Annotated in this window: 29 protein-coding genes and 3 tRNA genes; 18 read left to right on the top strand and 14 right to left on the bottom strand. The window is 51.8% G+C overall.

What is annotated here, in order from left to right:
• Positions 1 to 52: 52 nt before the first annotated feature.
• Positions 53 to 1,375, bottom strand: coding sequence for a thymidine phosphorylase (gene deoA / locus AC6EMZ_RS13490; protein ID WP_498403016.1), 1,323 nt, complete (start codon positions 1,373 to 1,375; stop codon positions 53 to 55).
• Positions 1,376 to 1,430: 55 nt separating this feature from the next.
• Positions 1,431 to 2,210 carry a deoxyribose-phosphate aldolase gene (gene deoC, locus AC6EMZ_RS13485; RefSeq protein ID WP_498403015.1) on the bottom strand — a complete coding sequence of 260 codons (780 nt, stop codon included), beginning with the start codon at positions 2,208 to 2,210 and terminating at the stop codon, positions 1,431 to 1,433.
• A gap of 263 nt (positions 2,211 to 2,473) precedes the next feature.
• Between deoC and AC6EMZ_RS13480 the strand changes: the two genes are divergently transcribed.
• Complete coding sequence (locus AC6EMZ_RS13480; protein ID WP_498403014.1) at positions 2,474 to 4,021, top strand: YjjI family glycine radical enzyme; 1,548 nt, start codon at positions 2,474 to 2,476, stop codon at positions 4,019 to 4,021.
• A complete protein-coding gene (locus tag AC6EMZ_RS13475; RefSeq protein ID WP_498403013.1) occupies positions 3,996 to 4,856 on the top strand; it encodes a YjjW family glycine radical enzyme activase in 861 nt (286 codons plus the stop codon). The genes AC6EMZ_RS13480 and AC6EMZ_RS13475 overlap by 26 nt, the downstream gene beginning before the upstream one ends.
• On the opposite strand, the gene AC6EMZ_RS13470 is transcribed toward AC6EMZ_RS13475, so the two are convergent.
• The 8 genes from AC6EMZ_RS13470 to AC6EMZ_RS13435 all read right to left on the bottom strand — a co-directional run bounded on the left by AC6EMZ_RS13470 (position 4,851) and on the right by AC6EMZ_RS13435 (position 11,192).
• Positions 4,851 to 5,633 carry a TatD family hydrolase gene (locus AC6EMZ_RS13470; RefSeq protein ID WP_498403012.1) on the bottom strand — a complete coding sequence of 261 codons (783 nt, stop codon included), beginning with the start codon at positions 5,631 to 5,633 and terminating at the stop codon, positions 4,851 to 4,853. The genes AC6EMZ_RS13475 and AC6EMZ_RS13470 overlap by 6 nt on opposite strands.
• Complete coding sequence (locus AC6EMZ_RS13465) at positions 5,630 to 6,703, bottom strand: patatin-like phospholipase family protein (protein WP_498403011.1); 1,074 nt, start codon at positions 6,701 to 6,703, stop codon at positions 5,630 to 5,632. The genes AC6EMZ_RS13470 and AC6EMZ_RS13465 overlap by 4 nt, the downstream gene beginning before the upstream one ends.
• Positions 6,704 to 6,824: 121 nt before the next feature.
• Complete coding sequence (locus AC6EMZ_RS13460; protein WP_498403010.1) at positions 6,825 to 6,986, bottom strand: DUF1328 domain-containing protein; 162 nt, start codon at positions 6,984 to 6,986, stop codon at positions 6,825 to 6,827.
• An 83-nt stretch (positions 6,987 to 7,069) separates the two neighbouring features.
• Positions 7,070 to 7,687: a molecular chaperone OsmY gene (gene osmY / locus AC6EMZ_RS13455; protein WP_498403008.1), complete on the bottom strand. Its 618-nt coding sequence runs from the start codon at positions 7,685 to 7,687 to the stop codon at positions 7,070 to 7,072.
• Positions 7,688 to 7,990: 303 nt separating this feature from the next.
• The gene (gene prfC / locus AC6EMZ_RS13450) at positions 7,991 to 9,580 is read right to left on the bottom strand and encodes a peptide chain release factor 3 (RefSeq protein WP_498403007.1); all 1,590 of its coding nucleotides are present in this window, start codon (positions 9,578 to 9,580) and stop codon (positions 7,991 to 7,993) included.
• Between the two features lie 91 nt (positions 9,581 to 9,671).
• On the bottom strand, positions 9,672 to 10,349 hold the full coding sequence (yjjG, locus tag AC6EMZ_RS13445) for a pyrimidine 5'-nucleotidase (RefSeq protein WP_498403006.1): 678 nt from the start codon (positions 10,347 to 10,349) through the stop codon (positions 9,672 to 9,674).
• A 17-nt stretch (positions 10,350 to 10,366) separates the two neighbouring features.
• Positions 10,367 to 10,810 carry a ribosomal protein S18-alanine N-acetyltransferase gene (gene rimI, locus AC6EMZ_RS13440; protein ID WP_498403005.1) on the bottom strand — a complete coding sequence of 148 codons (444 nt, stop codon included), beginning with the start codon at positions 10,808 to 10,810 and terminating at the stop codon, positions 10,367 to 10,369.
• Positions 10,779 to 11,192 (bottom strand): DNA polymerase III subunit psi, encoded by a 414-nt coding sequence (locus AC6EMZ_RS13435; RefSeq protein WP_498403003.1) that lies wholly within the window; start codon positions 11,190 to 11,192, stop codon positions 10,779 to 10,781. Before AC6EMZ_RS13435 ends, rimI begins: the two co-directional genes overlap by 32 nt.
• Positions 11,193 to 11,294: 102 nt before the next feature.
• Between AC6EMZ_RS13435 and rsmC the strand changes: the two genes are divergently transcribed.
• The 4 genes from rsmC to AC6EMZ_RS13415 all read left to right on the top strand — a co-directional run bounded on the left by rsmC (position 11,295) and on the right by AC6EMZ_RS13415 (position 12,796).
• Positions 11,295 to 12,323 (top strand): 16S rRNA (guanine(1207)-N(2))-methyltransferase RsmC, encoded by a 1,029-nt coding sequence (gene rsmC / locus AC6EMZ_RS13430; RefSeq protein WP_498403001.1) that lies wholly within the window; start codon positions 11,295 to 11,297, stop codon positions 12,321 to 12,323.
• A gap of 152 nt (positions 12,324 to 12,475) precedes the next feature.
• A tRNA-Leu gene (locus AC6EMZ_RS13425) sits at positions 12,476 to 12,562 on the top strand.
• Positions 12,563 to 12,590: 28 nt separating this feature from the next.
• Positions 12,591 to 12,677 (top strand) — tRNA-Leu (locus AC6EMZ_RS13420).
• Positions 12,678 to 12,709: 32 nt separating this feature from the next.
• A tRNA-Leu gene (locus tag AC6EMZ_RS13415) sits at positions 12,710 to 12,796 on the top strand.
• Positions 12,797 to 12,834: 38 nt separating this feature from the next.
• Here the strand turns inward: AC6EMZ_RS13415 and AC6EMZ_RS13410 are convergent.
• The gene (locus tag AC6EMZ_RS13410; protein WP_498403276.1) at positions 12,835 to 13,104 is read right to left on the bottom strand and encodes a DUF1435 domain-containing protein; all 270 of its coding nucleotides are present in this window, start codon (positions 13,102 to 13,104) and stop codon (positions 12,835 to 12,837) included.
• A 216-nt stretch (positions 13,105 to 13,320) separates the two neighbouring features.
• Here AC6EMZ_RS13410 and AC6EMZ_RS13405 point away from each other — a divergent pair, with 216 nt between their 5' ends.
• Together AC6EMZ_RS13405 and fhuF are read left to right on the top strand one after the other, a co-directional pair.
• A complete protein-coding gene (locus AC6EMZ_RS13405; protein WP_498403000.1) occupies positions 13,321 to 14,385 on the top strand; it encodes a GGDEF domain-containing protein in 1,065 nt (354 codons plus the stop codon).
• 97 nt (positions 14,386 to 14,482) lie between these two features.
• Positions 14,483 to 15,271 carry a siderophore-iron reductase FhuF gene (fhuF, locus tag AC6EMZ_RS13400; RefSeq protein ID WP_498402999.1) on the top strand — a complete coding sequence of 263 codons (789 nt, stop codon included), beginning with the start codon at positions 14,483 to 14,485 and terminating at the stop codon, positions 15,269 to 15,271.
• A gap of 44 nt (positions 15,272 to 15,315) precedes the next feature.
• Here the strand turns inward: fhuF and AC6EMZ_RS13395 are convergent, their stop codons facing one another.
• Positions 15,316 to 16,659: a PTS sugar transporter subunit IIC gene (locus tag AC6EMZ_RS13395; protein WP_498402998.1), complete on the bottom strand. Its 1,344-nt coding sequence runs from the start codon at positions 16,657 to 16,659 to the stop codon at positions 15,316 to 15,318.
• Positions 16,660 to 16,987: 328 nt separating this feature from the next.
• Between AC6EMZ_RS13395 and AC6EMZ_RS13390 the strand changes: the two genes are divergently transcribed.
• Positions 16,988 to 17,446: a YbaK/EbsC family protein gene (locus AC6EMZ_RS13390; protein ID WP_498402997.1), complete on the top strand. Its 459-nt coding sequence runs from the start codon at positions 16,988 to 16,990 to the stop codon at positions 17,444 to 17,446.
• Between the two features lie 35 nt (positions 17,447 to 17,481).
• Here AC6EMZ_RS13390 and bglJ read toward each other — a convergent pair whose 3' ends face one another.
• Both bglJ and AC6EMZ_RS13380 read right to left on the bottom strand, forming a co-directional pair.
• Entirely contained in the window at positions 17,482 to 18,117 is a 636-nt protein-coding gene (bglJ, locus tag AC6EMZ_RS13385) for a DNA-binding transcriptional activator BglJ (protein WP_498403275.1), read from the bottom strand.
• Positions 18,117 to 18,848 carry a helix-turn-helix transcriptional regulator gene (locus AC6EMZ_RS13380; protein ID WP_498402996.1) on the bottom strand — a complete coding sequence of 244 codons (732 nt, stop codon included), beginning with the start codon at positions 18,846 to 18,848 and terminating at the stop codon, positions 18,117 to 18,119. The genes bglJ and AC6EMZ_RS13380 overlap by 1 nt, the downstream gene beginning before the upstream one ends.
• A gap of 397 nt (positions 18,849 to 19,245) precedes the next feature.
• Between AC6EMZ_RS13380 and AC6EMZ_RS13375 the strand changes: the two genes are divergently transcribed.
• The 9 genes from AC6EMZ_RS13375 (at position 19,246) to opgB (ending at position 26,714) form a co-directional block, all read left to right on the top strand.
• Positions 19,246 to 20,022 (top strand): threonine/serine exporter family protein, encoded by a 777-nt coding sequence (locus AC6EMZ_RS13375; RefSeq protein ID WP_498402995.1) that lies wholly within the window; start codon positions 19,246 to 19,248, stop codon positions 20,020 to 20,022.
• Complete coding sequence (locus AC6EMZ_RS13370; RefSeq protein ID WP_498402994.1) at positions 20,013 to 20,486, top strand: threonine/serine exporter; 474 nt, start codon at positions 20,013 to 20,015, stop codon at positions 20,484 to 20,486. The genes AC6EMZ_RS13375 and AC6EMZ_RS13370 overlap by 10 nt, the downstream gene beginning before the upstream one ends.
• Positions 20,487 to 20,552: 66 nt before the next feature.
• Positions 20,553 to 21,194, top strand: a complete 642-nt coding sequence (locus tag AC6EMZ_RS13365; protein WP_498402993.1) for a TetR/AcrR family transcriptional regulator — start codon at positions 20,553 to 20,555, stop codon at positions 21,192 to 21,194.
• Positions 21,195 to 21,235: 41 nt separating this feature from the next.
• Positions 21,236 to 21,688 carry a MarR family winged helix-turn-helix transcriptional regulator gene (locus AC6EMZ_RS13360; protein WP_498402992.1) on the top strand — a complete coding sequence of 151 codons (453 nt, stop codon included), beginning with the start codon at positions 21,236 to 21,238 and terminating at the stop codon, positions 21,686 to 21,688.
• An 82-nt stretch (positions 21,689 to 21,770) separates the two neighbouring features.
• Positions 21,771 to 22,199: an organic hydroperoxide resistance protein gene (locus AC6EMZ_RS13355; RefSeq protein WP_498402991.1), complete on the top strand. Its 429-nt coding sequence runs from the start codon at positions 21,771 to 21,773 to the stop codon at positions 22,197 to 22,199.
• A 104-nt stretch (positions 22,200 to 22,303) separates the two neighbouring features.
• The gene (gene dnaT, locus AC6EMZ_RS13350) at positions 22,304 to 22,849 is read left to right on the top strand and encodes a primosomal protein DnaT (RefSeq protein ID WP_498402990.1); all 546 of its coding nucleotides are present in this window, start codon (positions 22,304 to 22,306) and stop codon (positions 22,847 to 22,849) included.
• Complete coding sequence (dnaC, locus tag AC6EMZ_RS13345; protein WP_498402989.1) at positions 22,846 to 23,583, top strand: replicative helicase loader DnaC; 738 nt, start codon at positions 22,846 to 22,848, stop codon at positions 23,581 to 23,583. Before dnaT ends, dnaC begins: the two co-directional genes overlap by 4 nt.
• Before the next feature lie 86 nt (positions 23,584 to 23,669).
• A complete protein-coding gene (locus AC6EMZ_RS13340) occupies positions 23,670 to 24,155 on the top strand; it encodes a YjjA family protein (protein WP_498402987.1) in 486 nt (161 codons plus the stop codon).
• A 267-nt stretch (positions 24,156 to 24,422) separates the two neighbouring features.
• Positions 24,423 to 26,714: a phosphatidylglycerol--membrane-oligosaccharide glycerophosphotransferase gene (gene opgB / locus AC6EMZ_RS13335; protein ID WP_498402986.1), complete on the top strand. Its 2,292-nt coding sequence runs from the start codon at positions 24,423 to 24,425 to the stop codon at positions 26,712 to 26,714.
• Position 26,715 lies beyond the last annotated feature (1 nt).

Here is a 26,715-nt window from a genome sequence, read left to right as displayed (position 1 = left end):
ATTGTTCTCCGTACTTAGTGCTTCATAAAAATTCGATCAGATCAGTATACAGTCATTCACTGATACGACGATAGACGGTTGGTGTGCTTTCCGGCGCTTTATCGTCAAGCTTAATTGCCGCTTTCACCGCTTTCGCCGCTTCCTGCCAGCTAGCTTCGTCTTTAGCGTGAATCACAGCCAGCGGACGCTGCCCGTCAACGCTGTCGCCCAGACGCGCCATATCGGTAAAGCCCACGCTGTAATCAATTGTGTCCGATGCCTGACGACGACCGCCGCCCATAGAGACCACCGCCATGCCCAGCGCACGGGTATCCATCGCAGAAACAAAGCCTTCGGCATCGGCGTAAACCGCTTTGGTCAGCGTCGCGGTCGGCAGATATTTCGCGTAGTTCTCGACGAAATCGGTCGGACCTTTTTGCGCGGCAACCATGCGACCAAAGATATCGGCCGCTTTGCCGTTATCCAGCACGGCCTGAAGTTTGATACGCGCTTCGGCGTCGTCTTTGGCAAGCTTGCCGGAGATAAGCATCTCAACGCACAGCGCCATCGTGACGTCTAACAGACGCGGATTACGATATTCACCGGTCAGGAACTGCACCGCTTCGCGCACTTCGACCGCGTTACCCGCACTGGAGGCCAGCACCTGGTTCATATCGGTCAGTAGCGCAGTCGTGCGCACGCCCGCGCCGTTGGATACGCCAACAATCGCTTCGGCCAGGGCCGCAGAGAGTTCGTAAGTCGGCATAAACGCACCGCTGCCTACCTTCACGTCCATCACCAGCGCATCCAGACCTTCTGCCAGCTTTTTGGCGAGGATCGAGGCGGTGATCAGCGGAATGGAATCAACGGTCGCGGTAATATCGCGGGTGGCGTAAAAACGCTTATCCGCAGGAGCAAGAGAGCTGGTCTGGCCGATAATCGCCACACCAACATCTTTAATAATTTCGCGGAAACGATTGTCGTCCGGGAAGATGTCGAAGCCCGGAATAGCTTCCAGTTTGTCGAGCGTACCGCCGGTATGGCCCAGGCCACGTCCAGAGATCATGGGGATGTAACCACCGCATGCCGCCACCATTGGGCCGAGCATTAACGACGTGACATCACCTACGCCACCCGTGGAGTGTTTGTCCACAATCGGGCCGTTAAGGTTGAGGCTCTTCCAGTTCAGAACGCTACCTGAATCTCGCATTGCCATGGTCAACGACACACGCTCAGGCATCGACATATCGTGGAAGAAGATGGTCATCGCCAGGGCGGCAATCTGCCCTTCAGAAATGGTGTTGTCGCGAATACCGTTGATAAAGAAGCGGATTTCGTCGTCGCTTAATGCATGACCATCACGTTTTTTACGAATAATTTCTTGTGCGAGAAACACGGTAACCCCCGAGGAATCAGGTTAAATGCGGCGATAAATCGCCGCAAGAATGGAATTAATAGCTGCTTGCGCTCTTACCGTCGCCGTGACCCAGCGCTTTCAGAAGGCTTGCCAGCAGGCTGGATGCGCCAAAACGGTAGTGACGGGAATCAGCCCAGTCAGCGCCAAACAGATCGTCAGCGATCGCCAGGAACTGCTGTGCGTCTTCCGCGCTACGTACGCCGCCCGCAGGTTTGAAGCCTACGGTTTTGGATACGCCCATATCACGGATAACTTCCATCATGATGCGCGCGCTTTCTGGCGTCGCGTTGACCGGCACTTTACCGGTAGAGGTTTTGATGAAATCTGCACCGGCTTTAATCGCGATTTCAGAGGCTTTACGAATCAGAGATTCTTCTTTCAGCTCGCCAGTTTCGATGATCACTTTCAGCAGCACGTTAGCTGCTGCACAAGCGTCTTTACAGGCTTTCACCAGATCGAAACCTACCTGCTCGTTGCCCGCGATCAGCGCACGGTACGGGAATACCACGTCAACTTCGTCTGCGCCGTAAGCGATCGCTGCGCGCGTTTCTGCCAGCGCAATATCGATATCATCGTTACCGTGCGGGAAGTTGGTGACGGTAGCGATACGCACGTCAGGGGTCCCCTGCGCGTTCAGCGTTTTACGCGCAATCGGGATGAAGCGCGGATAGATACAGATGGCGGCAGTATTGCCCACCGGGGTTTTCGCCTGATGACACAACGCGATCACTTTCTCGTTGGTATCGTCATCGTTCAGGGTGGTCAGGTCCATCAGTTTCAACGCGCGCAGGCTGCTTGCGGTTAAATCGGTCATAACATTCTCCAACGGCATCGCCGTATAAATTTTCACCGTGCGGGTCTGTGAGTATTCTAACATTCACCCGCATTCACACTTCGACATTCATCACAGTTAATGAAAACTGCATACAAATTTGCATTACTCTAATGAGATCTTCGTCGAATTTTACTCTTGATTCTGCTGGCTAAAGCAGCAATCACCCGCGTGGGATCAAAAGCCTCAGCCGGATGACTTCCTACAATCTGCTCATCATCTGCAGAATAAAAAAGGAAGCGAACATGTCCACCTCCGGTCTCGATGCTATGCAACAACGTTGCCAGCAAATTGTGACAAGCCCGGTACTGACGCCAGAGCAAAAACGCCATTTTTTGGCGCTGGAAGCGGAAAACAACCTGCCCTATCCCACGCTATCGCAAGAAGCACGCTCCGCGCTGGACGCGGGATTCATTTGCGATATGTTTGAAGGCCATGCCCCCTTCAAACCGCGTTACGTCCTGCCTGACTATGCCCGCTTTCTGGCCAACGGTTCAGAGTGGCTGGAACTGGAAGGCGCACACGATCTCGATGATGCGCTTTCGCTGCTGACTATCCTGTACCACCATGTTCCGTCCGTCACATCGATGCCGGTATTCCTGGGTCATCTTGATGCACTGCTGCAACCTTATGTTAGAATTCTAACACAAGAAGATATCGATAGTAGAATAAAACGTTTCTGGCGTTATCTCGACAGAACGCTGCCTGATGCATTTATGCACGCTAATATTGGGCCTGCGGACACACCCGTCACCCGGGCCATTTTACGCACTGACGCAGAGCTGAAGCAGGTTGCACCAAATCTTACCTTTATTTACGACCCCGATATTACCCCTGACGATCTGCTGCTTGAAGTGGCGAATAATATTTGCGAATGTAGTAAACCCCATATTTCTAATGGCCCCGTGAATGATAAAATTTTCACAAAAGGTCGTTTTGGTGTGGTGAGTTGTTACAATTCCCTGCCGCTCGCCGGTGGCGGCAGCACGCTGGTACGTTTGAATTTAAAAACCATTGCCGAGCACAGCGAATCGGTGGAAGATTTCTTTAGCCGCACGCTACCGCACTACTGTCAGCAACAAATCGCCATCATCGATGCCCGCTGCCACTTCCTCTATGAACAATCCGGCTTCTTTGAGAATAGCTTCCTGGTGAAAGAGGGTCTGATCGATCCCGACCGTTTTGTACCGATGTTTGGCATGTACGGTCTGGCGGAAGCCGTGAACACCCTGTGTGAAAAAACCGGTATCCACGGACGCTACGGCAAAGACGAGCAGGCCAATGCGCTGGGGTATCGCATCAGCGAACAACTTGCCGCCTTTGTTGAAAACACGCCGGTCAAATATGGCTGGAAGCAGCGCGCTATGCTTCACGCGCAATCGGGTATCAGTTCCGACTCTGGCACTACGCCGGGGGCACGTCTGCCTTACGGTGATGAGCCAGATCCTATTAGCCACCTGCTGGCCGTCGCGCCGCATCACAAACATTACCATTCCGGTATCAGCGATATTCTGACGCTGGATGAAACGATCAAGCGCAACCCGCAGGCCGTGGTTCAGCTTTGTTTGGGTGCCTTTAAAGCGGGGATGCGCGAATTCTCTGCGAACGTGGCGGGCAATGACCTGGTGCGCGTGACAGGCTATATGGTGCGCCTGTCGGACCTGGAAAAATATCGCGCCGAAGGGTCGCGCATCAATACGACCTGGCTTGGCGAAGAGGCCGCACGCAATACCCGTATCCTGGAACGTCAACCGCGCGTGATAAGCCATGAACAACAGATGCGCTTTAGTTAGTCAGGTTATCCCCTTCTCCTGCGTGGACGGGCCGGGCAGTCGCCTGGCGCTGTTCCTGCAGGGCTGTAATCTGCGCTGTAAGACTTGTCACAACCCGTGGACGATTGGCCGTTGCAACGACTGCGGGGTTTGTGTGCCGCATTGCCCGCACGACGCGCTGAACATTCAGGCTGGTCGCGTCTGGTGGCAGGAGAACGATTGCCAGAAGTGTGATACTTGCCTGCGTTTGTGCCCGCAACAGGCCACGCCGATGGCGATGCGTTTGAGTGTCGACGATCTGCTGGCACAAATCCGTAAAGTCGCGCCGTTTATCGAAGGGATCACCGTCAGCGGTGGCGAGGCCACAACGCAGCTGCCGTTTCTGACTGCCTTATTCAGCGCAGTCAAAACCGACGCGGAGCTTAAGCACCTGACCTGCCTGGTCGACAGCAACGGCTTGTTGAGTGAAACCGGCTGGCAGAAACTGCTGCCGGTGTTTGATGGCGCTATGTTGGATTTGAAAGCCTGGAATAACGAGCATCATCGTTTCCTGACCGGGCGCGAAAACCCGCAGATCAAACACAGCATTCAGTGGCTTGCACAGCATCAGCGCTTGAGCGAGCTGCGGCTACTGGTGATTCCTGACCACTGCGATTATCTTGAACATCTGGGCGCATTGAGCGCTTTTATTCGCTCGCTGGGCGAAGTCCCGGTGCGGATCAATGCGTTTCACGCCCATGGCGTGTATGGCGAAGCCGCATCCTGGCGTAGCGCCACGGCTGACGATGTTGAACCCCTGGCGTTGGCGCTTGAAAAGCGCAAAATCACCGTCATTCGCCCGGCGCTCTATTTATAACGAGATCCCAAAAAGATCGCGGGTGTTTTGCAGCAGCGCATCAGCAATCACCTCTGGGGGCTCACTGCGTAGTTCACACAGCGTGGTAAACACGCGGGCGGCCTGCTCCGGACGATTAGGCTGCCCCTGAAAACCGTTCAGCGGCATATCGGGGGCATCGGTTTCCAGCAGCAGCGATGACAGCGGCAGTTGCGCCATCACGTCGCGTGTTTTGCTGGCGCGCGGATAAGTGATCGTCCCGCCGACACCTATTTTATATCCCAGATCGATGAAGCGCTGCGCCTGTTGCAGGCTACCGGAAAAGCCATGCACCACGCCAGTTCGCGGCAGACTCATCCGTTTCAGATGCATCGCCAGTTTGTCGTGGGTACGCCGGGAATGGAGGATCACCGGCAGATCGTGGCGTTTTGCCAGCGTCAACTGCACATCAAGGATCGTCTGCTGGCGATCGAAATGAGGTTCGTCGCGATACAAATCGAGGCCAATCTCACCGATGGCCACCAGTTTCGATCCCCTCGTCTGGAGCTTTTCCTCCAGCCATTCGATATGAACATCCAGATGCTTTTCTATCACGATCGGATGGAGCCCCAGCGCGGCAAAAACGGCACCGTGCGTTTGAGCAAGCATGAGCACCCGATCAAAATTGGCGGCTTCAATAGCGGGAACAACGATCGCCTGTACACCGGCAGATGCCGCTTGTTGAAGGCTCTGCGTTTCATTACCGGTAAACGGTGGAAAATCAAAGTGACAATGGGTGTCGACAAAGCGAGGCGTCACGCTAAATCCTCTTTATCGAAAGTGGTGTCGTTCGCATGTGGAGCATCGACCAGCGGGATAGCTACCGCGTCGTTGGCAACAACGGCTGGCGGTACGACGATTCGCGTTGGCGGCGTAATGATATGACGATGCCGGGGAACCGGAGGACGCTCGGCAAGAAGCTTGCCCACCGTCGCCAGGAAATATCGCCCGCACAATCGCCCGGTTTTGTAGTCATTTCGCAGCGCAGGTAACCGACTGCCCAGCGCCATGCTCAATAGCGGTTTCGGTGGATAGATTTCAAAGATACGCAACGTGCCGGGCGGCTTCTCGATAAAACGCTGCATCGCGCTGTAGCTGGCCTCATGCTGATGCGCGATATTCACCAGCGGCTGAAGGCTGCTGTCACCCAGCCAGCGTTCCATACGTTTAAACCACTGTGGGGTGTAATACATTTGCGAGGGGACGGTGCGGATCACCACGATCGTTTTAGCCCCTCGTCGCGCCGCTTCCTGTACCGGCACCGCATCACTGATGCCACCATCCAGATAGTTAATTCCGTCCAGTGCCGCCCCGGTACGATAGAACCCAGGGATCGCACTGGAGGCGCGAATGATATCCAGCCAGTTCTCTTTTTGCGGCGAGAAATAGCCTGGCGTGTAGTCATCTCCTCGGCTGGCACACATCCAAAATTCTTTTCCGGTATCAAAAAGACGCGCAGCGGCATCCATTGCCAACGGCATTTGGCTGGCGGTGGAGTCTAAAAGCCAGTCGAGATCGATAAGGTTTCCCCCGCGCACAAAGCGCATCGGGTTAAAAAATTCTCTCGAGGTGGTGTAACGCATGATGACTTTGCGGGCATAGCCCGGCTGATTACAAACGTAGGCTGACAGATTTTGCGCGCCCGCAGAGGTGCCGAAGAACATATCGAATGGATTGAATTGCGCGCGCATGAACTCATCCAGCACGCCCGCTGTGAAGATGCCACGTTGCCCGCCCCCTTCGCAAACAACTGCAAGGGTTCCCGGGCGAAACGGTTTTAACGCCAATGGCGTAATATTACCGAGCGTAACGGGAATTCGCTGCCCCACCTCTGCTTTCCTGTTTGAGTTATTTTCCTAAGACACAGTAACCCACACCTGCCCTATTACTCAAACGAGAAAAAGCCAGTCTCAAGGACTGGCTTCGGTGTTAATTCTCGCAATACTTATGCTATAGGCGTTTGCGGCCAGTAAACAGGCTGACCAGGAACAGGATGATACCCACAACGAAGACAAGTTTAGCTGCCCATGCTGCTGTACCAGCCAGACCACCAAAGCCCAGTGCGGCGGCAATTAACGCGATAACCAGAAATATGATGCCCCAACGAAACATAAAACTCTCCTTTACCATAGTTAATGTCGGCCGCTGCATGTGGGCGCTCAGGACGCCCACCAGCGTGATTCCAAATATCGTTCTTATTTCGCTTTCAGATCGTTTTTAACGCTTTTCACGCCATCAACGGCTTTAGCGATAGTTTCGGCACGTTCAATTTGTGCCTGTGAGTCAACCGTACCGGAGAGCTGTACTACACCATCGGTCGTTTCCACTTTCACTTTACGTGACGGCACGATGTCATCAGCTAATAGTTTAGCTTTGATTTCGCTTGTGGTTGCCGTGTCGCCTGCATAGCCTTTCACTGACTGATCTTTAGCGTCACGAACGTGCAGTTTGTCGCTAACTGAGGTCACACCCTCAACGCCTTTAGCAACCGTCACCGCCTGTTCTGCCTGCGCCTGGCTTTCTACAAAGCCGCTCAGGGTGACCACTTTCTTATCGGTTTTTACGGAAATGTCGGTGCTCTTGATGTTTTCATCATCCACCAGAGCGGCTTTCACTTTTGCTGTGATAGAGCTGTCATCCATGAAATTACCGACTTTATTCATAGAGCTATCGATTTTTTGCCCTGCACTGTCAGCGGTAGATTGCGTTTTATCCATGGTGTTGCTTTCCGCTAAAGCGGAGCCGCTTACCAAAAGGCTACCCAGAGTCACTGCCAGCAGAGTTTTAGAAATCTTCAGTCTTGTCATATTCATCGATGTATTCCTGTAGTTTGCTCGAAAGTTGAGCGTCAAACATCCCTTCGTGCTAGTTATTAATCTTGTGGATAAACACGTTGCGGAATTAGCGGCTAATCAACACATATTGAACAGAGCTTTCATCCACGTCCGGTGCTAAACACTGAGTTAAATATAGATCACAATCACAAGGCTGCTTTCAGAAATGGCGAAAAAATGAGCAATAGAGTGAAAAACGCGATGAATTAAGAAAATTCCGCAAGGGATTAATAAGGCAGGGAAATAAGAAAAGCGCGGCTGCTGCCGCGCTTTAAGAAGAGATTAGTGCTCGCGTGTTTTGCGGAACTGCACTTCAGGATAACGTTCTTGAGTCAGGTTCAGGTTGACCATGGTCGGGGCGATATAGGTGAGGTTATCACCCCCATCGAGTGCCAGCTGAATTTCATTCTTACGTTTAAATTCTTCGAATTTTTTCACGTCAGAGCATTCAACCCAGCGCGCAGTGGCAACGTTCACCGATTCGTAAATCGCTTCTACGTTGTATTCGCTCTTCAGGCGGGCCACTACCACGTCAAACTGCAGCACGCCCACGGCACCAACGATGAGGTCGTTGTTGGCGATGGGACGGAAGACCTGCACAGCACCTTCTTCTGATAACTGGACCAGACCTTTCAGCAGCTGTTTTTGCTTGAGCGGATCTCTCAGACGAATGCGACGGAACAGTTCCGGTGCGAAGTTCGGGATCCCGGTGAACTTCATCATTTCGCCCTGAGTAAACGTATCGCCGATCTGGATCGTGCCGTGGTTATGCAAACCGATAATATCGCCCGGATACGCTTCTTCAACGTGAGAACGGTCACCGGCCATAAAGGTCAGCGCGTCGGAGATGACAACGTCTTTCCCGATACGAACCTGGCGCAGCTTCATGCCCTTTTCGTATTTACCGGATACCACACGCAAGAACGCCACGCGGTCGCGGTGTTTCGGGTCCATGTTGGCCTGAATTTTAAACACGAAACCGGTGAATTTGTCTTCTGCGGCTTCAACCACGCGGGTGTCGGTTTTACGCGGCATCGGCTGTGGAGCCCATTCGATAAGACCGTCCAGCATATGGTCCACACCGAAGTTACCCAATGCAGTACCAAAGAATACCGGCGTGATCTCGCCCGCCAGGAACAGCTCATGATCAAACTCATGAGATGCACCTTTCACCAGTTCCAGCTCATCGCGCAGCTGGGTCGCGAGTTCTTCACCGACTGCTGTTTCCAGTTCAGGGTTATCCAGACCTTTGACAATGCGCACTTCCTGAATCGTGTGACCCTTACCGGTCTGGTACAGATAGACTTCATCTTTATAGAGATGGTAAACGCCTTTAAACAGCTTGCCGCAGCCGATGGGCCAGGTGATTGGCGCGCAGGCGATTTTCAGCTCGCGCTCCACTTCGTCCATGACTTCCATTGGATCGCGAATGTCACGGTCAAGTTTGTTCATAAACGTCAGGATCGGCGTATCGCGCAGACGGGTGACTTCCATCAGCTTACGGGTACGATCTTCTACGCCTTTTGCGGCATCGATAACCATCAGACAGCAGTCAACCGCCGTCAGAGTACGATAGGTATCTTCGGAGAAGTCTTCGTGACCCGGGGTGTCGAGCAAATTCACCAGGCAGTCGTGATACGGGAACTGCATCACAGAGGTGGTAATCGAAATACCACGCTGTTTTTCCATCTCCATCCAGTCGGACTTAGCATGCTGGCTGGAACCACGGCCTTTTACGGTACCGGCGGTTTGAATAGCCTGTCCGAACAGGAGCACCTTCTCAGTGATGGTCGTTTTACCGGCATCCGGGTGAGAGATAATGGCAAAAGTACGGCGCTTCGCCACCTCTTGCAGATAAGGGGACAACGTCATAATTGAATCTTCTTATATAAGCGCGGCAGCACGCCACGCATCATGGAATACGAAACTGCGGCTATTTTACCCATCAATAGGGGGCAGGCAATCATTGTTTACACAGGAGCTGCTCCAGTTCATTCAATGATGTCACGGTCCAGGTGGGGTGAATGCCTTCAGGTAAGGCACGACCATGGGCGTTGAGCCAGCAGGTAGAAAGACCCGAATTCATGCCGCCAAGAATATCCGACTCGGCGGTGTCGCCCACCATCAGTACGCGTTGACGATCGGGATGCCCCGCCTTTTCCAGCGCGTAATCAAATATGCGGGGATCCGGTTTGGGTACGCCAACCTGCTCAGAAATCACTAGCGCATCAAAGTGATCGCGAAGTCCCGTGCGCTCCAGACGGATTTGCTGCAATGCGGTAAAGCCATTGGTGATAATCCCGAGCTTCGCTTTGCCTTTCAGCGAATCCAGCAGCGAAATGGCCCCTGGTAACGGGGCGCAAATTTCCGCCATGGCATTGAGAAACGCATCATTCAACGTGCCAGGCGTGACGCTTAAGCGTGTCGACCAGTCCTGAAAACGCTGATGCTGAAGCTGTAACGCGGTGATGGCTCCGTTCTGGTAGTCCACCCACAGCGGTTTATTAATCGCTTGATAGTCCTGAAAATCCTCAGCGGTAAACGTGATGCTATAGTCCAAAAACATCCGCTGTAGGCCGCCAAACGAATCAAACGTAAAGAGCGTTTCGTCGGCGTCAAAGAAAATCCAGTCCCATTTCATCGTTACAACCTTTTTAGTTATCCAAGCGGCAGAGCCATGATGATGGCGTCTTCGCGTCCCTCTGCTGTGGGGTAGTAATTACGGCGAATTGTCGCCTCGTTGAAGCCTAAGCTTTCATAGAGTGCAATAGCGGCCTTGTTAGACGCGCGCACCTCAAGCCAGAGCGTAAAAACGTCTCGCGCTTCCAGCTCGCGAATTAAAAATTCCAGCAACTCCCGGCCCAGGCCACGTCGCTGAAAAGCCGGATCGACGGCGATGTTAAACAACGTTGCTTCATCCAGCACGACCTGCGTGATAGCAAAGGCCGCCATCTCGCCATCGACATCCAGACGATAATTCATATAACGCTCACCCTGATTGCTGGTAAACGTCTTTTCGCTCCACGGGAAAGCGTGGGCGCGGGTTTCAATCGCAAACGCCTGCGCGAGGTCAGGCGTCGTGAGGGAAGAAATCGTGTTCATATTCGCAGATTTGTTGCCAAAGTGCGCTTCGCGCCGCGGGATTTGCCTTGAGTTCTGCCAGAGCGGGTGAAGAAAGTCGCCCTCCCGGCAGGGTCACTTCATCGGCAATGCCCAGCCGCCAGCTGTTGCAATGACTGTCTGATGGCAGCATAGCGACGCGATCGGGCGTGAGCTGTAACACCTGATCCGCGCTCATTTTCAAGGTACGAAGCACATCAGTAATAAGGGTTTCATTCAATGCGGGCAGCTCTTCAGCCACCATCACCAGACGAACATGTGCAGGAATGGAGATAGCGATTTCGCCCTGCAACGCCGCCGGGCGACGCAGAGCCCACTGGGTAATGCCCAGTTGCTGTAACTGCCAGTCTCGTCGGGATGTCATAGGCAAAACTCCTGTCTGTCAGGCGCGCAAATATAGCAAATCTGTCGAATCTGCGCCAACAAACTACTATACTCGCCGCCATAGTTTATTGAGGAACAATTCATGTCTGCATTTACCCCGGCAAGTGAAGTCTTGCTGCGCCACAGTGATGATTTCGAACAAAGCCGTATTCTGTTTGCCGGAGATATGCAGGATGACCTGCCTGCCCGTTTCGAGTGCCTGAACAGCCGCGCTCACACTCAGCAATACCACCACTGGCAACTTTTGAGCCGCCAAATGGAAGATCGCGTGCGCTTCAGCCTCGTCGCTGAGCAGAGCGATGTTGCCGATTGCGATACGCTGGTCTACTACTGGCCTAAAAACAAACCAGAAGCACAGTTCCAACTGATGAACCTGCTCTCCATGCTGCCGATCGGCTGCGATATTTTCGTCGTTGGCGAAAACCGCAGCGGCGTGCGTAGCGCAGAGCAGATGCTGGCGGAATACGCCACGCTGAACAAAATCGACAGCGCGCGCCGCTGCGGCCTGTATCACGGTCGTCTGGACAAACAGCCTACGTTCGATGCGGAAAAATATTGGGGCGAATACCAGCTCGACAGCCTGAACATCAAAACCTTGCCGGGCGTCTTTAGCCGTGACGGTCTTGACGTGGGTAGCCAACTGCTGCTGTCTACCTTCAAGCCGCGTACCAAAGGGAAAGTGCTGGATGTTGGCTGTGGCGCAGGCGTGCTCTCTGCCGTGTTGGCCAGCCATTCACCGAAAGTGCGTTTAACCTTGTGTGATGTCAGCGCCCCCGCCGTGGAAGCGAGCCGCGCGACGCTTGCCGCTAACGGATTTGAGGGCGAGGTGTTTGCCAGCAACGTCTTCTCCGAAGTGACAGGTCGTTTCGATATTATTATCTCCAACCCGCCTTTCCATGATGGGATGGAAACGAGCCTCGAAGCTGCACAAACGCTCATTCGCGGTGCTGTTCGCCATCTTGGCAGCGGGGGTGAACTGCGAATTGTTGCAAACGCCTTCTTGCCATACCCGAAACTTCTGGATGAGATTTTTGGTTTCCACGAAGTGCTGGCACAGACCGGCCGCTTTAAGGTCTACCGCACCGTGATGACGCGTCAGGCGAAGAAGTAATGTTTTTGCCCGACGGCGCTGTGCCGTCGGGCAACGCTCATGTCCATTTTTGCAGCAAATAAAACGCCTTGCACATTTATCTGTTGACGAAAAGCTGAAAACATCTAGAATGCGCCTCCGTGGTTGCGATACTTTTTAAGTGTCGATGGTATGCGACGGTGGCGGAATTGGTAGACGCGCTAGCTTCAGGTGTTAGTGTCCTAACGGACGTGGGGGTTCAAGTCCCCCCCCTCGCACCATAAACCATGTTGATATTGTTCTCACCGGGCGACGGTGGCGGAATTGGTAGACGCGCTAGCTTCAGGTGTTAGTGTCTTAACGGACGTGGGGGTTCAAGTCCCCCCCCTCGCACCATCGAGGCCAATATCAAAAAATAAGATAACAGTGCGAAGGTGGCGGAATTGGTAGACGCGCTAGCTTCAGGTGTTAGTGTTCTTACGGACGTGGGGGTTCAAGTCCCCCTCTTCGCACCACTTATCTTATCTCCTGCTTGATACCTCTCTTTCTCCTGTTATTTCAAACTCATCATAATTACCAGCATTCCACTGATCAGCGCTACGCATGAAGGTAACAGTACAAAATGCCGTAACTGTTTGTGCCAAATCATCGCTGACGAGATTAATAACCCCGATACGATAAATGTTTTCCAGATGTCTATTGAGAGATCGGTAAATGCCAGCCCTGCAATAATTAGCCCTGGTAGCAATACGCCCCATCCACTTCCCAGCACCTTACTCAACATGGTTTCATCTCTTAATGCGATAATGATAACCAATATCATATGACATACTTTCTCATTTGTCAGCCTGCTCAGGCGTAATGTTGTCACCTTTACCTTTCACATAATGACAGCCAATGTGTAAGGTGATAAATTGCACACCTGTTAACTAATGATCAGTTTTATCTGATATTTTTGCATCTGATTATATCTTGGTTTTCATTCCACACTGACAGTCATCCATCTGATTTAATTAAGTATTTATAAAAATATAACGACATGACAGCACAATCCTGGCGTTCACTACGCCATAAAAAATATCAGTTATCTTTACGTTTATTTTTATTCCTGAACACTGTTTCAGCACTCTTCACCATGTTGAATCCGTTGTACAGCATGCGTACGGTGACCGTCCCCGCAGGGTTAGTTTTTACGCTAAGTCTGTCTTTGCTTGTCTGGCACTGGAAGAATAAAACCTGCACGATCAATATTCCGCTGATTTCATTCATTTTTGGTGGCATATGGGCCTGGCATATTGCGTTCAAATATACGCTGGTGACCCACGATCACTTTACCTTCCTGCTGATAGCATTTTTGAGCGTGCTCTTTATAGGATCGTTGGCTTTTGCCAGCGATATCAAAGCCTTTACGATCCACTCGCTGCCCACCTTTCTCGTCTGCATGTGGTTTAGCAGCCATGAACACTGGGTACGTATCGTCTACTCATTCGCCCTGCCGCTGATTGGGATTGCCATTCATCACGTGATTCAAAAGCGCAACGATCGCTTTGCCCAGGAACTGCTGCATCGGCTAATGGAAGAGCGAGAAACGCTCAATGACTTAAGCATGATCGATCCACTGACCGGCCTGTATAACCGCCGGGGCCTGCAAAACCGTCTGGAAAACCTTCCTGCGCTGGTGAACGGCGAACACTTCGTGTTACTGCTGGATATCGACCATTTCAAAGCTTACAACGATCATTACGGCCATATGATGGGCGACCAGGCTCTGACTCGGGTTTCTGCCGCAATACGCGATGCGGTCCGTTCGCGGGATATCGTCGCCCGATTTGGCGGTGAAGAGTTCATGGTTTTACTGACCTGCGTCACGCTGGAGCAGGCGCATCAGACGGCGGAACGCATTCGCCAAAAAGTGTACGACCTGAAGATCCCCCATATGTTTAATGAAAGTGTGGCAACCAACGTGACGATCAGTATTGGCATCGCTATTTTTGATGCAGAAGACATCGACGGCGCGCTGGGTAAAGCAGACAAAGCGTTGTACGAAGCCAAACACACAGGGCGCAACAATATCCTCTTAAGCCCTGAACTACAGACCAGCTAACACCACCTCTCGCTTTCTGGACAAAAGGCTTGCGATTGGGATTATCTATAGTTAGGATTGGCAATCATTATCATTTAGATTGCTATCCAACTCTATTATGACCACGCGATCCGCACATGCCGTTGACACCATCTTTTGGCGAGCCAGTCTCTCCACCGGGAGCACCACGCTTGCGGATTCTGTGCGTGATACGATTGCAGAAACGCGCGCCCATCTACTGGATTTTATTAAGCTAGATGAAACGCATCCGCACCAGGCGATGACGCTGGCGCAGTGGCGCCGTCCGGCAGAAATGCAATCGTTGCTCGCGATTTACTCTGACCATATCTACCGAAATCAGCCTACTCTGGCCCGAGAAAATAAACCGCTGCTATCCCTGTGGGCGCAGTGGTATATCGGTCTGATGGTTCCACCGCTGATGGTGGCGCTGTTAACGCAAGATAAAGCACTGGATCTGTCAGCCGATCATTTTCACGTTGAATTTCATGAGACAGGCCGCGCAGCCTGCTTCTGGGTTGACGTCCACGAAGACCGTGAGACCACTTTGCTGTCGCCTCAGGAACGTATGGAAACGCTGGTGACGCAAGCGCTTCTTCCCGTCATTGATGCCCTGGAACAGACAGGCGATATCAACGGGAAACTCATCTGGAGTAATACCGGATATTTAATTCACTGGTATCTGACGGAAATGAAACCGTTACTGGGTGATGAGAAAGTGGAGGCTTTACGTCAATCGTGCTTCTTCGCAAAACAACTGTCAGATGGCCGTGATAACCCGCTGTATCGCACCGTCGTGCCACGCGATGGGCTACTCGTTCGTCGTACTTGCTGTCAACGCTATCGCCTGCCTGATGTTCAACAGTGCGGTGACTGCACGCTGAAATAATCTCATTTGTTGCCCGGCGACGTTATGCCACCGGGCAAACCTCATCAGGCTACCTGCTGACTTTCCTCTTCTGCACGCTGTGCTTCTTCGGCTTCCTGCTCCAGCAACTGTTTCTCATACACCTTGAAGAACGGGTAGTAAATAATGGCCGAAACTAGGGCCAGTAAGACGACAAGTACGGCTGCACGGAAGTCCCAACCTAACGCCCATGCGGCACCAATCGGCGCAGGAGCAGTCCACGGTACAACGGAGATCACTCGACCAATAAGATCCAGTTTCATTGCAGACCACGCCAGCACGGCGTTGACCATGGGTGCCAGCAGGAACGGAATGAAGAACACGGGATTCATAACAATCGGGGTACCGAAAATCACGGGCTCATTAATGTTAAAGATGCTTGGCACCACGCTCAGGCGACCAATTGAACGTAGATGCGCGGAGCGACTGCGCAGATAGCAGAACACCAACCCGATGGTGGCACCCGATCCGCCAATGACGATAAAGAACGTCCAGAACGCTTCCATAAAGATATGCGGCAGCGGCGCGCTCTGTGCCAGGGCCGTTTGGTTCGCCCCCAGGTTTGTCAGCCAGAACATTTGCAGCATGCCGGAGATAATTGCCGCGCCGTGGATCCCTGCAAACCACAGTAGGTGACCAATCAGCACCGCCAGTAAGATCGCAGGCAATGAATCCGCTGCTGAAACCAGCGGTTTGAAAACGGACATAATCGCCTGCGGGATAAGCATGTCAAACTGCGACTGAATAAGCAGGCTCAGTGGATAAAGCGTCAGGACCACGACTAAAACCGGGATTAACAGATCAAAAGAGTTTTTGATCATCGGCGGGACTTGATCCGGCAAACGAATGCCAATGTTGTGCGTCTTCAGGAAACGCATCATTTCCACGCAGTAAATCGCCACCAGAATCGCGGTGAAGATCCCGGTTCCGCCCAGGCTATCAACCGGCATCGCACCCTTCGTTTTTGGTGCCGCGACCAGCAAGAATGCCATCAGCGACAGCATCGCACACATGAAGGGATCCAGTTGATGCGATTTAACGTAGTGCTTACCGAGGTTGTAAGCGATAGCCGCACAGATATACAGAGACATCACGCCCATTGTCATATCAAAAGGAGTCAGTATCTGTCCTTCAAATTGCTTTGCCATATCCAGCCACGCACGCGCAAAGCCCCACGTGGTATCTGGTGAGAAAGGAGGGTAAGCAAACACTAACAAAAATGAACCGACAATCATAAACGGCATAGCCGAAATAAACCCGTCACGGATTGCCATCACGTGGCGCTGGGAGGAGATCCGCCCGGCGATGGGACTGACATAATTTTCAACAAACCGGAATATCAAATTAAACGCAGCATGGTTGGCAGACATAATGGCTCTCCTGTCAGACGCTTGTTTCGGACGCATACGCGCCACACGTTGTTCCATACATCAGTTTCACAACCTTGCTGGTTCGTCTACCAGCGGTACTGCCTGAACTGAGTGATTTCATATTCGACTCTTATTATTGGGTACAAGGGAAGTGACCTGAACAGTATTAATCTCTCATTCGCGCTCTGCAACCGGTTACTGTAACCGGTTTCCGTGAATGTGAAGGCGATCCATAAATCGCATGCATGGAATATTTGTTACCGAAGAAATATTTACAGATCATAATTTCTTATGACAGATTACGCAGGATATTTGTCAGGAGATAACAATGAGTTTGCAGTCTGTACGTCAATTTTTTGCCGACCACGCCCCAGAGATTGATGTCATTGAGCTTAGTCAAAGCACGGCCACCGTTGCATTGGCTGCTGCGGCTCATCACGTTGAGCCCGGCCAGATAGCCAAAACCTTATCTTTGAAGGTCAAAAATGAGGTGGTATTAGTCGTCGCGAAAGGGGATGCGCGGCTGGATAATAAAAAACTGAAGGCAACCTTTGGCGCAAAAGCGAGGATGTTAAGCTGTGACGAAGTGGTGATGTTGACCGGCCATCCCGTTGGTGGAGTTTGTCCTTTTGGACTGGAAAACCCTCTGGCGGTTTACTGCGACATCACACTCAAGCAATACGAGGAAGTCCTTCCTGCGGCGGGTTCCATTCACAGCGCAGTGCGTATCGCACCTGAGCGAATGGCTGAACTCACTTCGGCTAAATGGATTGATGTCTGTATTTGATTAAGGCGCCAGATCCCTCTGGCACCTTCACATATCTAGGAGTAGGTCGGCATCATGAGCGACAATCTTCGCGGGTCGCCAGCCGTGAGATGCTTAAGGATATCCGCCGCATCCAACAGCCCCACATCCGAGTTCACGCCCAGCTTAACCATGGCATTAAACTTGTGAGCGCGAATGGTTTTGATATTTCGCTCAAGCTGCGCCGCTATTTCGGGTATTGAATAACCTGAAGACATATACCGCAAAATCGCTCGCTCCGTTGGGCTTAACAACCGGCTTTGGCTACCGTGCCAGTGCCCCAGAGTACCCTCATCACCCCGGCTGGTTTCATTCAGCAGGTTAACAAACTGTGTGCGTAAATCAGTCAGTGACGCCGTTTTACTAATAATACCGTGAAGACTTGATGGCGAAAGATGGCTCACCAACTTTGCCTCCGCCTCGTCTGAAGCGAGCACAATTCGTTGAATCGCGTTATGGGCTATAGCCAGTTCGCCAAGGTAGACCAGGCAGTTGCGGCGCTCTTCTCGTTCATTTGATAATGAATAAATTATTGAGTAAAACGGAGTGTGCGAAAGCGCAGCTTTAAAACTGTCGAACTCACTAAATAAATGCAGTTGGTATTGAGCGAAAGCGGGCATGTTGAAGAAATGCGCCAGCCCTGCCGCGCTCATCATGCACTTTTCAATGACTGCAATATGTCTTTTTGAGGCGTTCGTTTCCATTCCTCTGGCTCTCCATAGGCTGAAAATAAATTCAGCTCTTTCATTCCCTGTGTGCCGTTGATCCACGCGTACATCTCAGCATTGCTGCGCAGCGATAACCGACGCATCGCACTGTTTTTTTGCGCGCTGACCGTTTTATTGCTCTTCTTGAGCAACGTAGCGATTTGGTTTATTCCCCAACCTTTTCCCAGCAGCCGTAATACCTTCCGTTCAGAAAGCGTTAACATGACCGAAGGCCCGTCATCATCAATATCCTGTGGCTCAGGCGTTAATAAGGTCTGACTTATTCTTTCTGCCCGTTCACTACCAGCACGAATAGCATTCACCACACCTTCAATAGGTTCCATATCTGAAAGGAGAGTGCTCTCAGGCCGCATGAGCAATTCCACTGCGATAGGATAGAGGGGACGTGACACTAAAAAAATCCAGTGGATTTCACGGTATTGGCTCAACAACGAATAATATTGTTCGAAAGTCCCGCGAGGATTGCGATAATCTCCAGAGATATCAACCACAACAACGGCTGCTCGCCTGAGTTGAAGTAGGGTAAGCTCTTCTTGTGACCGACAATAACCGACATCATATTCAGGAAAATGACGCGCCATCACGCCGCCCAGACCAGATTGCATGACGGGCAGCTTGCTGATGACAATTCCGTATTTACCCTTCGCTAGAGACATAGGTTCTCCGAATCCTTTCATGAATTAATTTTATAACGTTTAAAACACCTTTTCGGAAAGGTGCTCCATCCCTGAACGTTAATCTTTAAAGTGCTGGATTTATTAGCAACATATCTAATCATTTAAGAAACGCCCAAAACATTACTAATATCGCACAACATAAAGTAAAAATTAACTCATCAAGACTTAAATCAATAATAAGAAAAACTTAAACAATAAACATAAAATGAATAAATAATCATTCACCATACGAATAAATATGGAATTAACGTCACGTTGCAGGATCTCATCGTTTATCGCACAAAAGTTGATCTGGTCCAGCGCATGAGAGGCCATGCTTCGTGCTACAAGTAAGCATTCCAGACCGTCTGGCGTTTACTTTTGTTCAGGGCAATTCATGCAGGCAGATCAGTCTTTTCAGCGTGCCGCAACACGGCTATGTATTCAGTGCGGCCTTTTTTTATTACAACATGGCGCAGAAAGCGCGCTGGTTGAGGAGCTTTCCACCCGCCTGGGACTGGCGCTGGGGATGGACAGCGTCGAAAGCTCGATCTCCTCAAACGCGATTGTGCTGACGACGATTAAAGACGGGCAATGCCTTACCTCAACGCGCAAAAACCACGATCGCGGCATCAACATGCACGTCGTCACGGAAGTGCAGCACATTGTCATCATGGCCGAGCATAAGCTGCTGGACCTTCAGACCGTTGAGAAACGCTTCAACCAGATTAAGCCGCTTCGTTATCCGCGCTGGCTGGTCGTGGTGATGGTGGGGCTTTCCTGTGCCTGTTTTTGTAAACTCAATAACGGTGGCTGGGATGGCGCTGTGGTGACCTTTTTCGCCAGCGCCATTGCGATGTATGTGCGCCAGCTTCTGACTCAACGGCATTTGCATCCGCAAATTAACTTTTGTCTGACCGCTTTTGTGGCGACAACCGTGTCTGGCTTATTGCTGCGCTTGCCCGCCTTCGCCAGCACGCCGACCATCGCGATGGCGGCAAGCGTTTTGCTGCTGGTCCCCGGGTTCCCGCTGATTAACGCCGTCGCCGATATGTTCAAAGGGCATATCAATACCGGCCTTGCCCGCTGGGCAATCGCCAGTTTATTAACCCTTGCCACCTGCATTGGCGTAGTGATGGCAATGACGTTATGGGGGCTTCGCGGATGGGCATAATCGAACTTCTTTTAGCCTTAGCCCAGGATATGGCGCTGGCCGCCATTCCTGCCGTCGGCTTTGCGATGGTCTTTAACGTGCCACAGCGCGCCCTGCCATGGTGCGCATTGCTCGGAGCCATCGGTCACGGTTCACGCATGGTCATGATGACCGCTGGCTTTAACATTGAGTGGTCCACGTTTATGGCCTCAATGCTGGTGGGATGCATCGGCATTCAATGGTCGCGCTGGTATCTGGCGCATCCGAAGGTCTTTACTGTCGCAGCCGTGATCCCTATGTTTCCAGGGATTTCGGCCTACACCGCGATGATCTCTGCGGTGAAAATTAGCCACTTCGGCTATAGCGAGCCGCAAATGATCCTGCTGTTGAGCAATTTTCTGAAGGCATCTTCAATCGTCGGTGCGCTCTCTATCGGCTTGTCGATTCCCGGTCTGTGGCTGTATCGCAAGCGCCCGCGCGTTTGAGATTTGTGTTCTCACGCTGCCATGGTGATAATCCCCGCATTCTGTTTGGTGAAGTAAGGAGAGGATGTGGCAAACCCTGGCAGCGAATTTCCCGACCACAATCAAGACGCCAGTCTGAAGGACAAAATTTTTCACAGCGCGATTACGTTGTTCGCCGAGTACGGGCTGAACGGCGCGCGAATGGAACAGATTGCTGAAAAGGCGGGGACGACCAAGCGCATGGTGGTCTATCACTATAAAAATAAAGAAGGCCTTTATCTTCAGACTCTTGAGTATGTTTATACGCAGATTCGTGCCAGCGAAAAGCAGCTGAGTCTGGCAGGAATGCCACCGGTGGAAGCATTAGTGCATCTGGTTGAGGCCACCTTTGACTACCACGCCGATCACCCTGATTACATACGCATTATCTGCATGGAGAACATGCAGCGTGGCCGCTTTATGCAGCAATCCAGCTATTTACGTCAGGTCAACCGTAGCGCCCTCGAACTGCTCGAAGCGATCCTGCATCGCGGTAAAGAAAAACAGCTGTTTAATCAGACCGTAGACGCGCGCGATCTCCATCGCCTGATCAGCAGCTTTAGCTTTCATTATGTCGCTAATAGCTACACCTTCACCCTCCTGTTTGAAGAGGGTGCGGATGAACATACCCAGCGCCAGCACTACCGCAAAATGGCCGTTCAGGTCGCTCTGCGTTATACCTGTCCATAAAATCGCTTGCAATTAAATCGTGCGCTATCTATATTCATACTATGAACGCGAAAACGAACGATACCACTACCGCCTTGATGCTGGATAACCAGCTCTGCTTTGCGCTTTACTCGACAAACCTGGCGCTGAATAAGCTGTACCGGCAACTGCTGGCACCGCTCAAGCTGACCTACCCACAGTATCTGGTGATGCTGGTACTTTGGGAGCAGGATGACATCACGGTGTCGGACATTGGCGAACGTTTGTTTCTGGATTCAGCAACGTTAACACCGCTGCTGAAACGCCTTGAAAGCGCAGGCTTAATTTCTCGTCAGCGCTCACGTCAGGATGAACGCCAGGTGGCGGTCACATTGAGTGAGGAAGGTCGTGAGTTGCAGCAGCAGGCTCTGAACATCCCTCAGGCCGTAGGATGCGCTGCACAATGTGATGTCGACACGATGCTTGCGCTCAAGCATGAACTGGAGAAACTGCGCCAGCAGCTCCATCGCGCCTAAGGTAATCGTTAATTGTATTTATTTACCCATGTATATCGCGCGCTATTTAATAGCGCACAAAAAACAAAATGAGGAACCTACCATGTCTTTAGAAAAAGTTGTTTATACCGCCAAAGCAAAAGCCACTGGAGGCCGTGATGGCCGTGCAACCTCTTCCGATGGCGTACTTGACGTTAAGCTAGGTGTTCCAAAAGAGATGGGCGGAATGGGTGGCGACGTCACCAACCCGGAACAGCTGTTTGCGGCAGGTTACTCGGCCTGTTTTCTGGGCGCGATGAAGTTTGTCTCTGCTCGCGACAAAATTGCCTTGCCTAAAGAAGCATTTATTGAAGGTGAAGTCGGTATCGGACCCTTGCCGACCGGTTTCGGCATCGAAGCAAAACTGAACATTCACGTCGAAGGTATGGACCCGTCAGAAGCCAAAAAACTGGTTGATGCAGCACATATCGTTTGTCCTTACTCTAACGCCACGCGTGGAAATATCGACGTAACGCTGAACATTATTGCCTAATCGTTACCTCCCTCTCCCCTTCGGGAGAGGGTTCACCTGCCCCACCCTCTCTGTGCTACCATAAGCCCATAGTGCGTCCGTAGTAATCCACCAGAGAAAGTATTATGTCTTCCAGAATCCTGACCACCAGCGTCGCGGGTATTGATGCCTTTATGCGCGATCCTCAAAGCGCTCTGACACATGCCGAAGGCGGCACCATTGCCGTATTTGCCGACAATGCGCCAGCTTTCTACGCGATAACCCCTGAACGTCTGGCCGAGCTTCTGGATATCGAAGCGCGCTTGTCGCGTCCGGCAAGCGATGTCACTCTGGAAACGCAATTCTTTGAAGAACCGGCCAGCGCCCCGATTGCCGTGCCGATGGGGAAATTCCCCATGTATGCGGGCTGGCAACCCGATGCGGATTTCCAGCGTCAGGCCGCACTGTGGGGCATCGCGCTGACGCAGCCCGTCACAGCAGAGGAGCTCGCCGCGTTTGTCGCTTACTGGCAGGCAGAAGGCAAAGTCTTCCACCATGTACAGTGGCAGCAAAAGCTCGCCCGCAGCGTGCAGATCAACCGCGCCGGTAATGGCGGTCAGCCAAAACGTGATATCAATACCTTTTCACAACCGGATACACAGATCCCTCACGGGTTCCGAGGTGCCAAATGAAAAATGTCGGCGAGCTGATGAAGCGTCTACAAAAAATGATGCCTGCAAATGTTAAACCGGCCTTCACCACGGGCGAAGAGCTGTTAGCCTGGCAAAAAGAACAGGGTGAACTTCGCGCGGCCGCCCTTGCCCGTGAAAACCGCGCGATGAAAATGCAGCGAACCTTTAACCGCTCAGGGATCCGTCCGTTACACCAGAACTGCTCTTTCGATAATTACAAAGTGGAATCGCAGGGACAAATGAACGCGTTGAGTCAGGCGCGTCAGTACGTGGATGAATTCGACGGTAATATCGCCAGCTTTATCTTTAGCGGCAAGCCAGGTACCGGTAAGAACCATCTCGCCGCGGCTATTTGCAATGAGCTGCTGCTACGCGGCAAATCGGTGCTGATTATCACCGTTGCCGACATCATGTCAGCGATGAAAGATACCTTCAGCAACCGTGAAACCAGCGAAGAGCAACTGCTCAACGATTTGAGTAATGTGGATCTGCTGGTGATCGACGAAATCGGCGTCCAGACGGAATCACGTTATGAGAAAGTCATCATTAACCAGATTGTGGATCGCCGATCCTCCTCTAAGCGCCCGACGGGCATGCTCACCAACCACAATATCGACGAAATGACCCGTTTGCTGGGCGATCGCGTCATGGATCGTATGAAGCTGGGTAACAGCCTGTACGTCATTTTTGACTGGGGGAGCTTCCGCAGTCGCGTCACCGGGAAAGAGTATTAGGATATTTCCAGGGAGGACGAGTGGATCGCACGGTATATACTGGCGTAACTTTCAGCCCGAAAAGGGCCACTCTTCGAGTTAACATCATGAAAAAAAAGCCTCTTCTCAGCACCGCATTCAGTTTAATTCTGCTTAGCGGTGCCGCACACGCCGCATCCTGGCAGGATTCCCTCTCCAGCGCCGCAAACGAACTGACGAAAGAGAGCAGCAGCACCCAGAATGGTGGATTGTCTGCCTCTTCCCTCACCAGCCTGCTGGGTAACAGCAGTCAGAGCCTGAGCGCAGGCACGATGAACAACGCAGCCGGTATTCTTGGATACTGCGCGAAGCAGAAACTCGCCTCAGTGACCGATACGCAAAACATCAAAAATCAGGTACTGGGCAAGCTGGGTCTGGATACTCAGGAACAGAAGCAAGACACCAACTACATGGACGGTATTCAAGGTCTTCTGAACGCGCAAAACGGCCAACAGTTAAACCTGAGCACGCTGGGTGATTCTGCGCTGGCGAAAAAGGTCAAAACACAAGCCTGTGATTTGGTGCTAAAACAAGGCGTTAATTTCCTCTCCTGATTCATCCCATTTTCGGTCACAACACGCCGCGATGGTTACGCTATTCTGACAACGCGGCGTCAGAATCATTTACCCTCCAGCCTCGGTTTCAGCCCACGGGTCACGGGATGCGATGAGGTTCAAAGATTTCGATTTCTAAACCAAATCCTAACAACAGCACATTTTAGTGACACTAGAATTGCAGCTACGTGACTTCGCCATTAAATTGTCTTACCAAAAAATAATCAGATAGCCAGCTAAGATACTGGCGCTATTGAGGATAAGCTGTTGTCAGAGTTTATATCCCTTGCCCTATTTTTAGCTTCCATCGGCATTTATGCCTGGAAAGCGGGTCGCAACACCTGGTGGTTTGTCGCCACATTAACGGTGTTAGGGCTTTTTATTGTTTTGAACATCACGCTTTACGCCAGCGATTACTTTACCGGCGACGGTATTAACGACGCCGTACTCTACACCCTGACCAATAGCCTGACGGGGGCTGGTGTTAGTAAGTACATACTTCCGGGTATTGGTCTCGTGCTGGCACTGGTTGTCGTTTTCGGCACGCTCGGTTGGGTGCTGCGCCGTCGGCGTCATCGTCCGCACCATTTGGGTTACAGCCTGCTGGCGTTAGTGCTGGCACTTGGGTCTGTCGATGCAAGCCCGGCCTTCCATCAGATTACCGAACTGGTAAAGTCTCAGTCGCGCGATGGCGATCCTGATTTCGTCGCGTATTACAAAGAACCTTCAAAACAGATCGTCAATCCTAAGCTCAACCTGGTTTACATTTATGGCGAAAGTCTTGAACGCACCTATTTCGACAATGACGCGTTCCCGGACCTGACGCCAGAATTAGGCGCGTTGAAAAACGAAGGGCTTGATTTCAGCCATACGGCGCAACTCCCGGGCACCGATTACACTATCGCTGGCATGGTCGCTTCCCAGTGCGGCATCCCGCTGTTTGCGCCGTTTGAAGGCAATGCCTCTGCCTCCATGTCGAGCTTCTTCCCTCAGAATATTTGTCTCGGCGATATCCTGAAAAACTCCGGCTATGAAAACTACTTTATGCAGGGAGCCAACCTGCGCTTCGCCGGTAAAGACGTGTTCCTGAAATCCCACGGGTTTGAGCATCTGTACGGTGCAGAAGAGCTAAAAACCACCGTTGCAGATCCAAGTTATCGCAACGACTGGGGTTTTTACGACGACACGGTACTGGATGAAACCTGGAAAAAGTTCGAGGAACTGTCCAAATCAGGCAAGCGCTTCTCGCTTTTTGCGCTGACGGTAGATACCCATCATCCGGACGGTTTTATCTCGCGAACCTGCCAACGTAAAAGCTACGAGATCAACGGTAAAGCCAACCAGTCATTCAGTGCGGTGACCTGTAGCCAGGAGCATATCGCGGCGTTTATCAACAAAATCAAAGCTTCCCCTTACTTCAAAAACACGGTGATTGTTGTCTCCTCCGACCATCTGGCGATGAAAAACACCGCGTGGGATGCACTGAATAAAATGGATCGCAGCAATCTGTTCTTTGTCATGCGTGGTGACAAGCCGCAGCAGGAGGTTATTGCGACCAAACGAAATACCATGGACAACGGCGCAACCGTGCTGGATATCATGGGCGGCGATAACTTTATCGGCCTCGGGCGCAGCAGCCTTTCAGGGCAGTCGCTGTCTGAAGTATTCCTCAACATCAAGGAAAAAATACTGGCGTGGAAGCCGGATGTCATTCGCCTGTGGAATTTCCCGAAAGAGATGAAGGATTTCACCATCGATCGGCAAAAAGGCATGATCGCCTTCTCCGGCAGCCACTTCCGTTTGCCTCTGCTTTTACGGGTATCCGATAACCGCGTCGAACCGCTGCCAGAAAGCGAATATTCTGCCCCGCTGCGCTTCCAGCTTGCTGACTTCGCCCCGCGCGACAACTTCGTCTGGATCGACCGTTGTTACAAAATGGGCCAGCTATGGTCCCAGCCGCTGTCGCTCTCTACAGACTGGTGCGTATCGCAAGGTCAATTGGGTGGACAGCAAACCGTGCAGCATGTCGATAAAGAACAGTGGAAAGGCAAAACGGCGTTTAAGGATACGGTGATTGATACCGATCGCTTCAAACGTAACGTCGATTTACTCAAAATTGTCGATAACGATATTCGCTACAAAGCCGACAGCTTCGTCTTTAACGTCGCTGGCGCACCTGAAGAGGTGAAGCAGTTTAGCGGAATCTCGCGCCCTGAATCCTGGGGACGCTGGTCCAACGCTCAGCTTGGGAATGAAGTCAAAATCGAATACGCCCAGCCACTGCCAGAAAAATTCGATCTGGTCATTACCGCTAAAGCCTATGGTCCGAACGCCAGCAAACCGATTCCGGTGCGCATTGGCGACAAAGAGCAGACGCTCACCCTGGGTCACGACGTCACCACCACCACGCTGCATTTCGACAACCCGTCACGCAGCAACACCGTGGTGATTGTTCCCCCAGAACCGCAGTCTACCAACGAGGGCAATATTCTCGGCCACTCACCGCGTCAGCTCGGTATCGGCATGGTTGATATCAAAATCGTCAACGCCGAAGGCTAAA

The organism is Enterobacter sp. SCRI0065, assembly GCF_059766475.1.
Note: the sequence above shows the minus strand (reverse complement) of the source record. Positions and strands in the feature narration are given on the sequence as shown.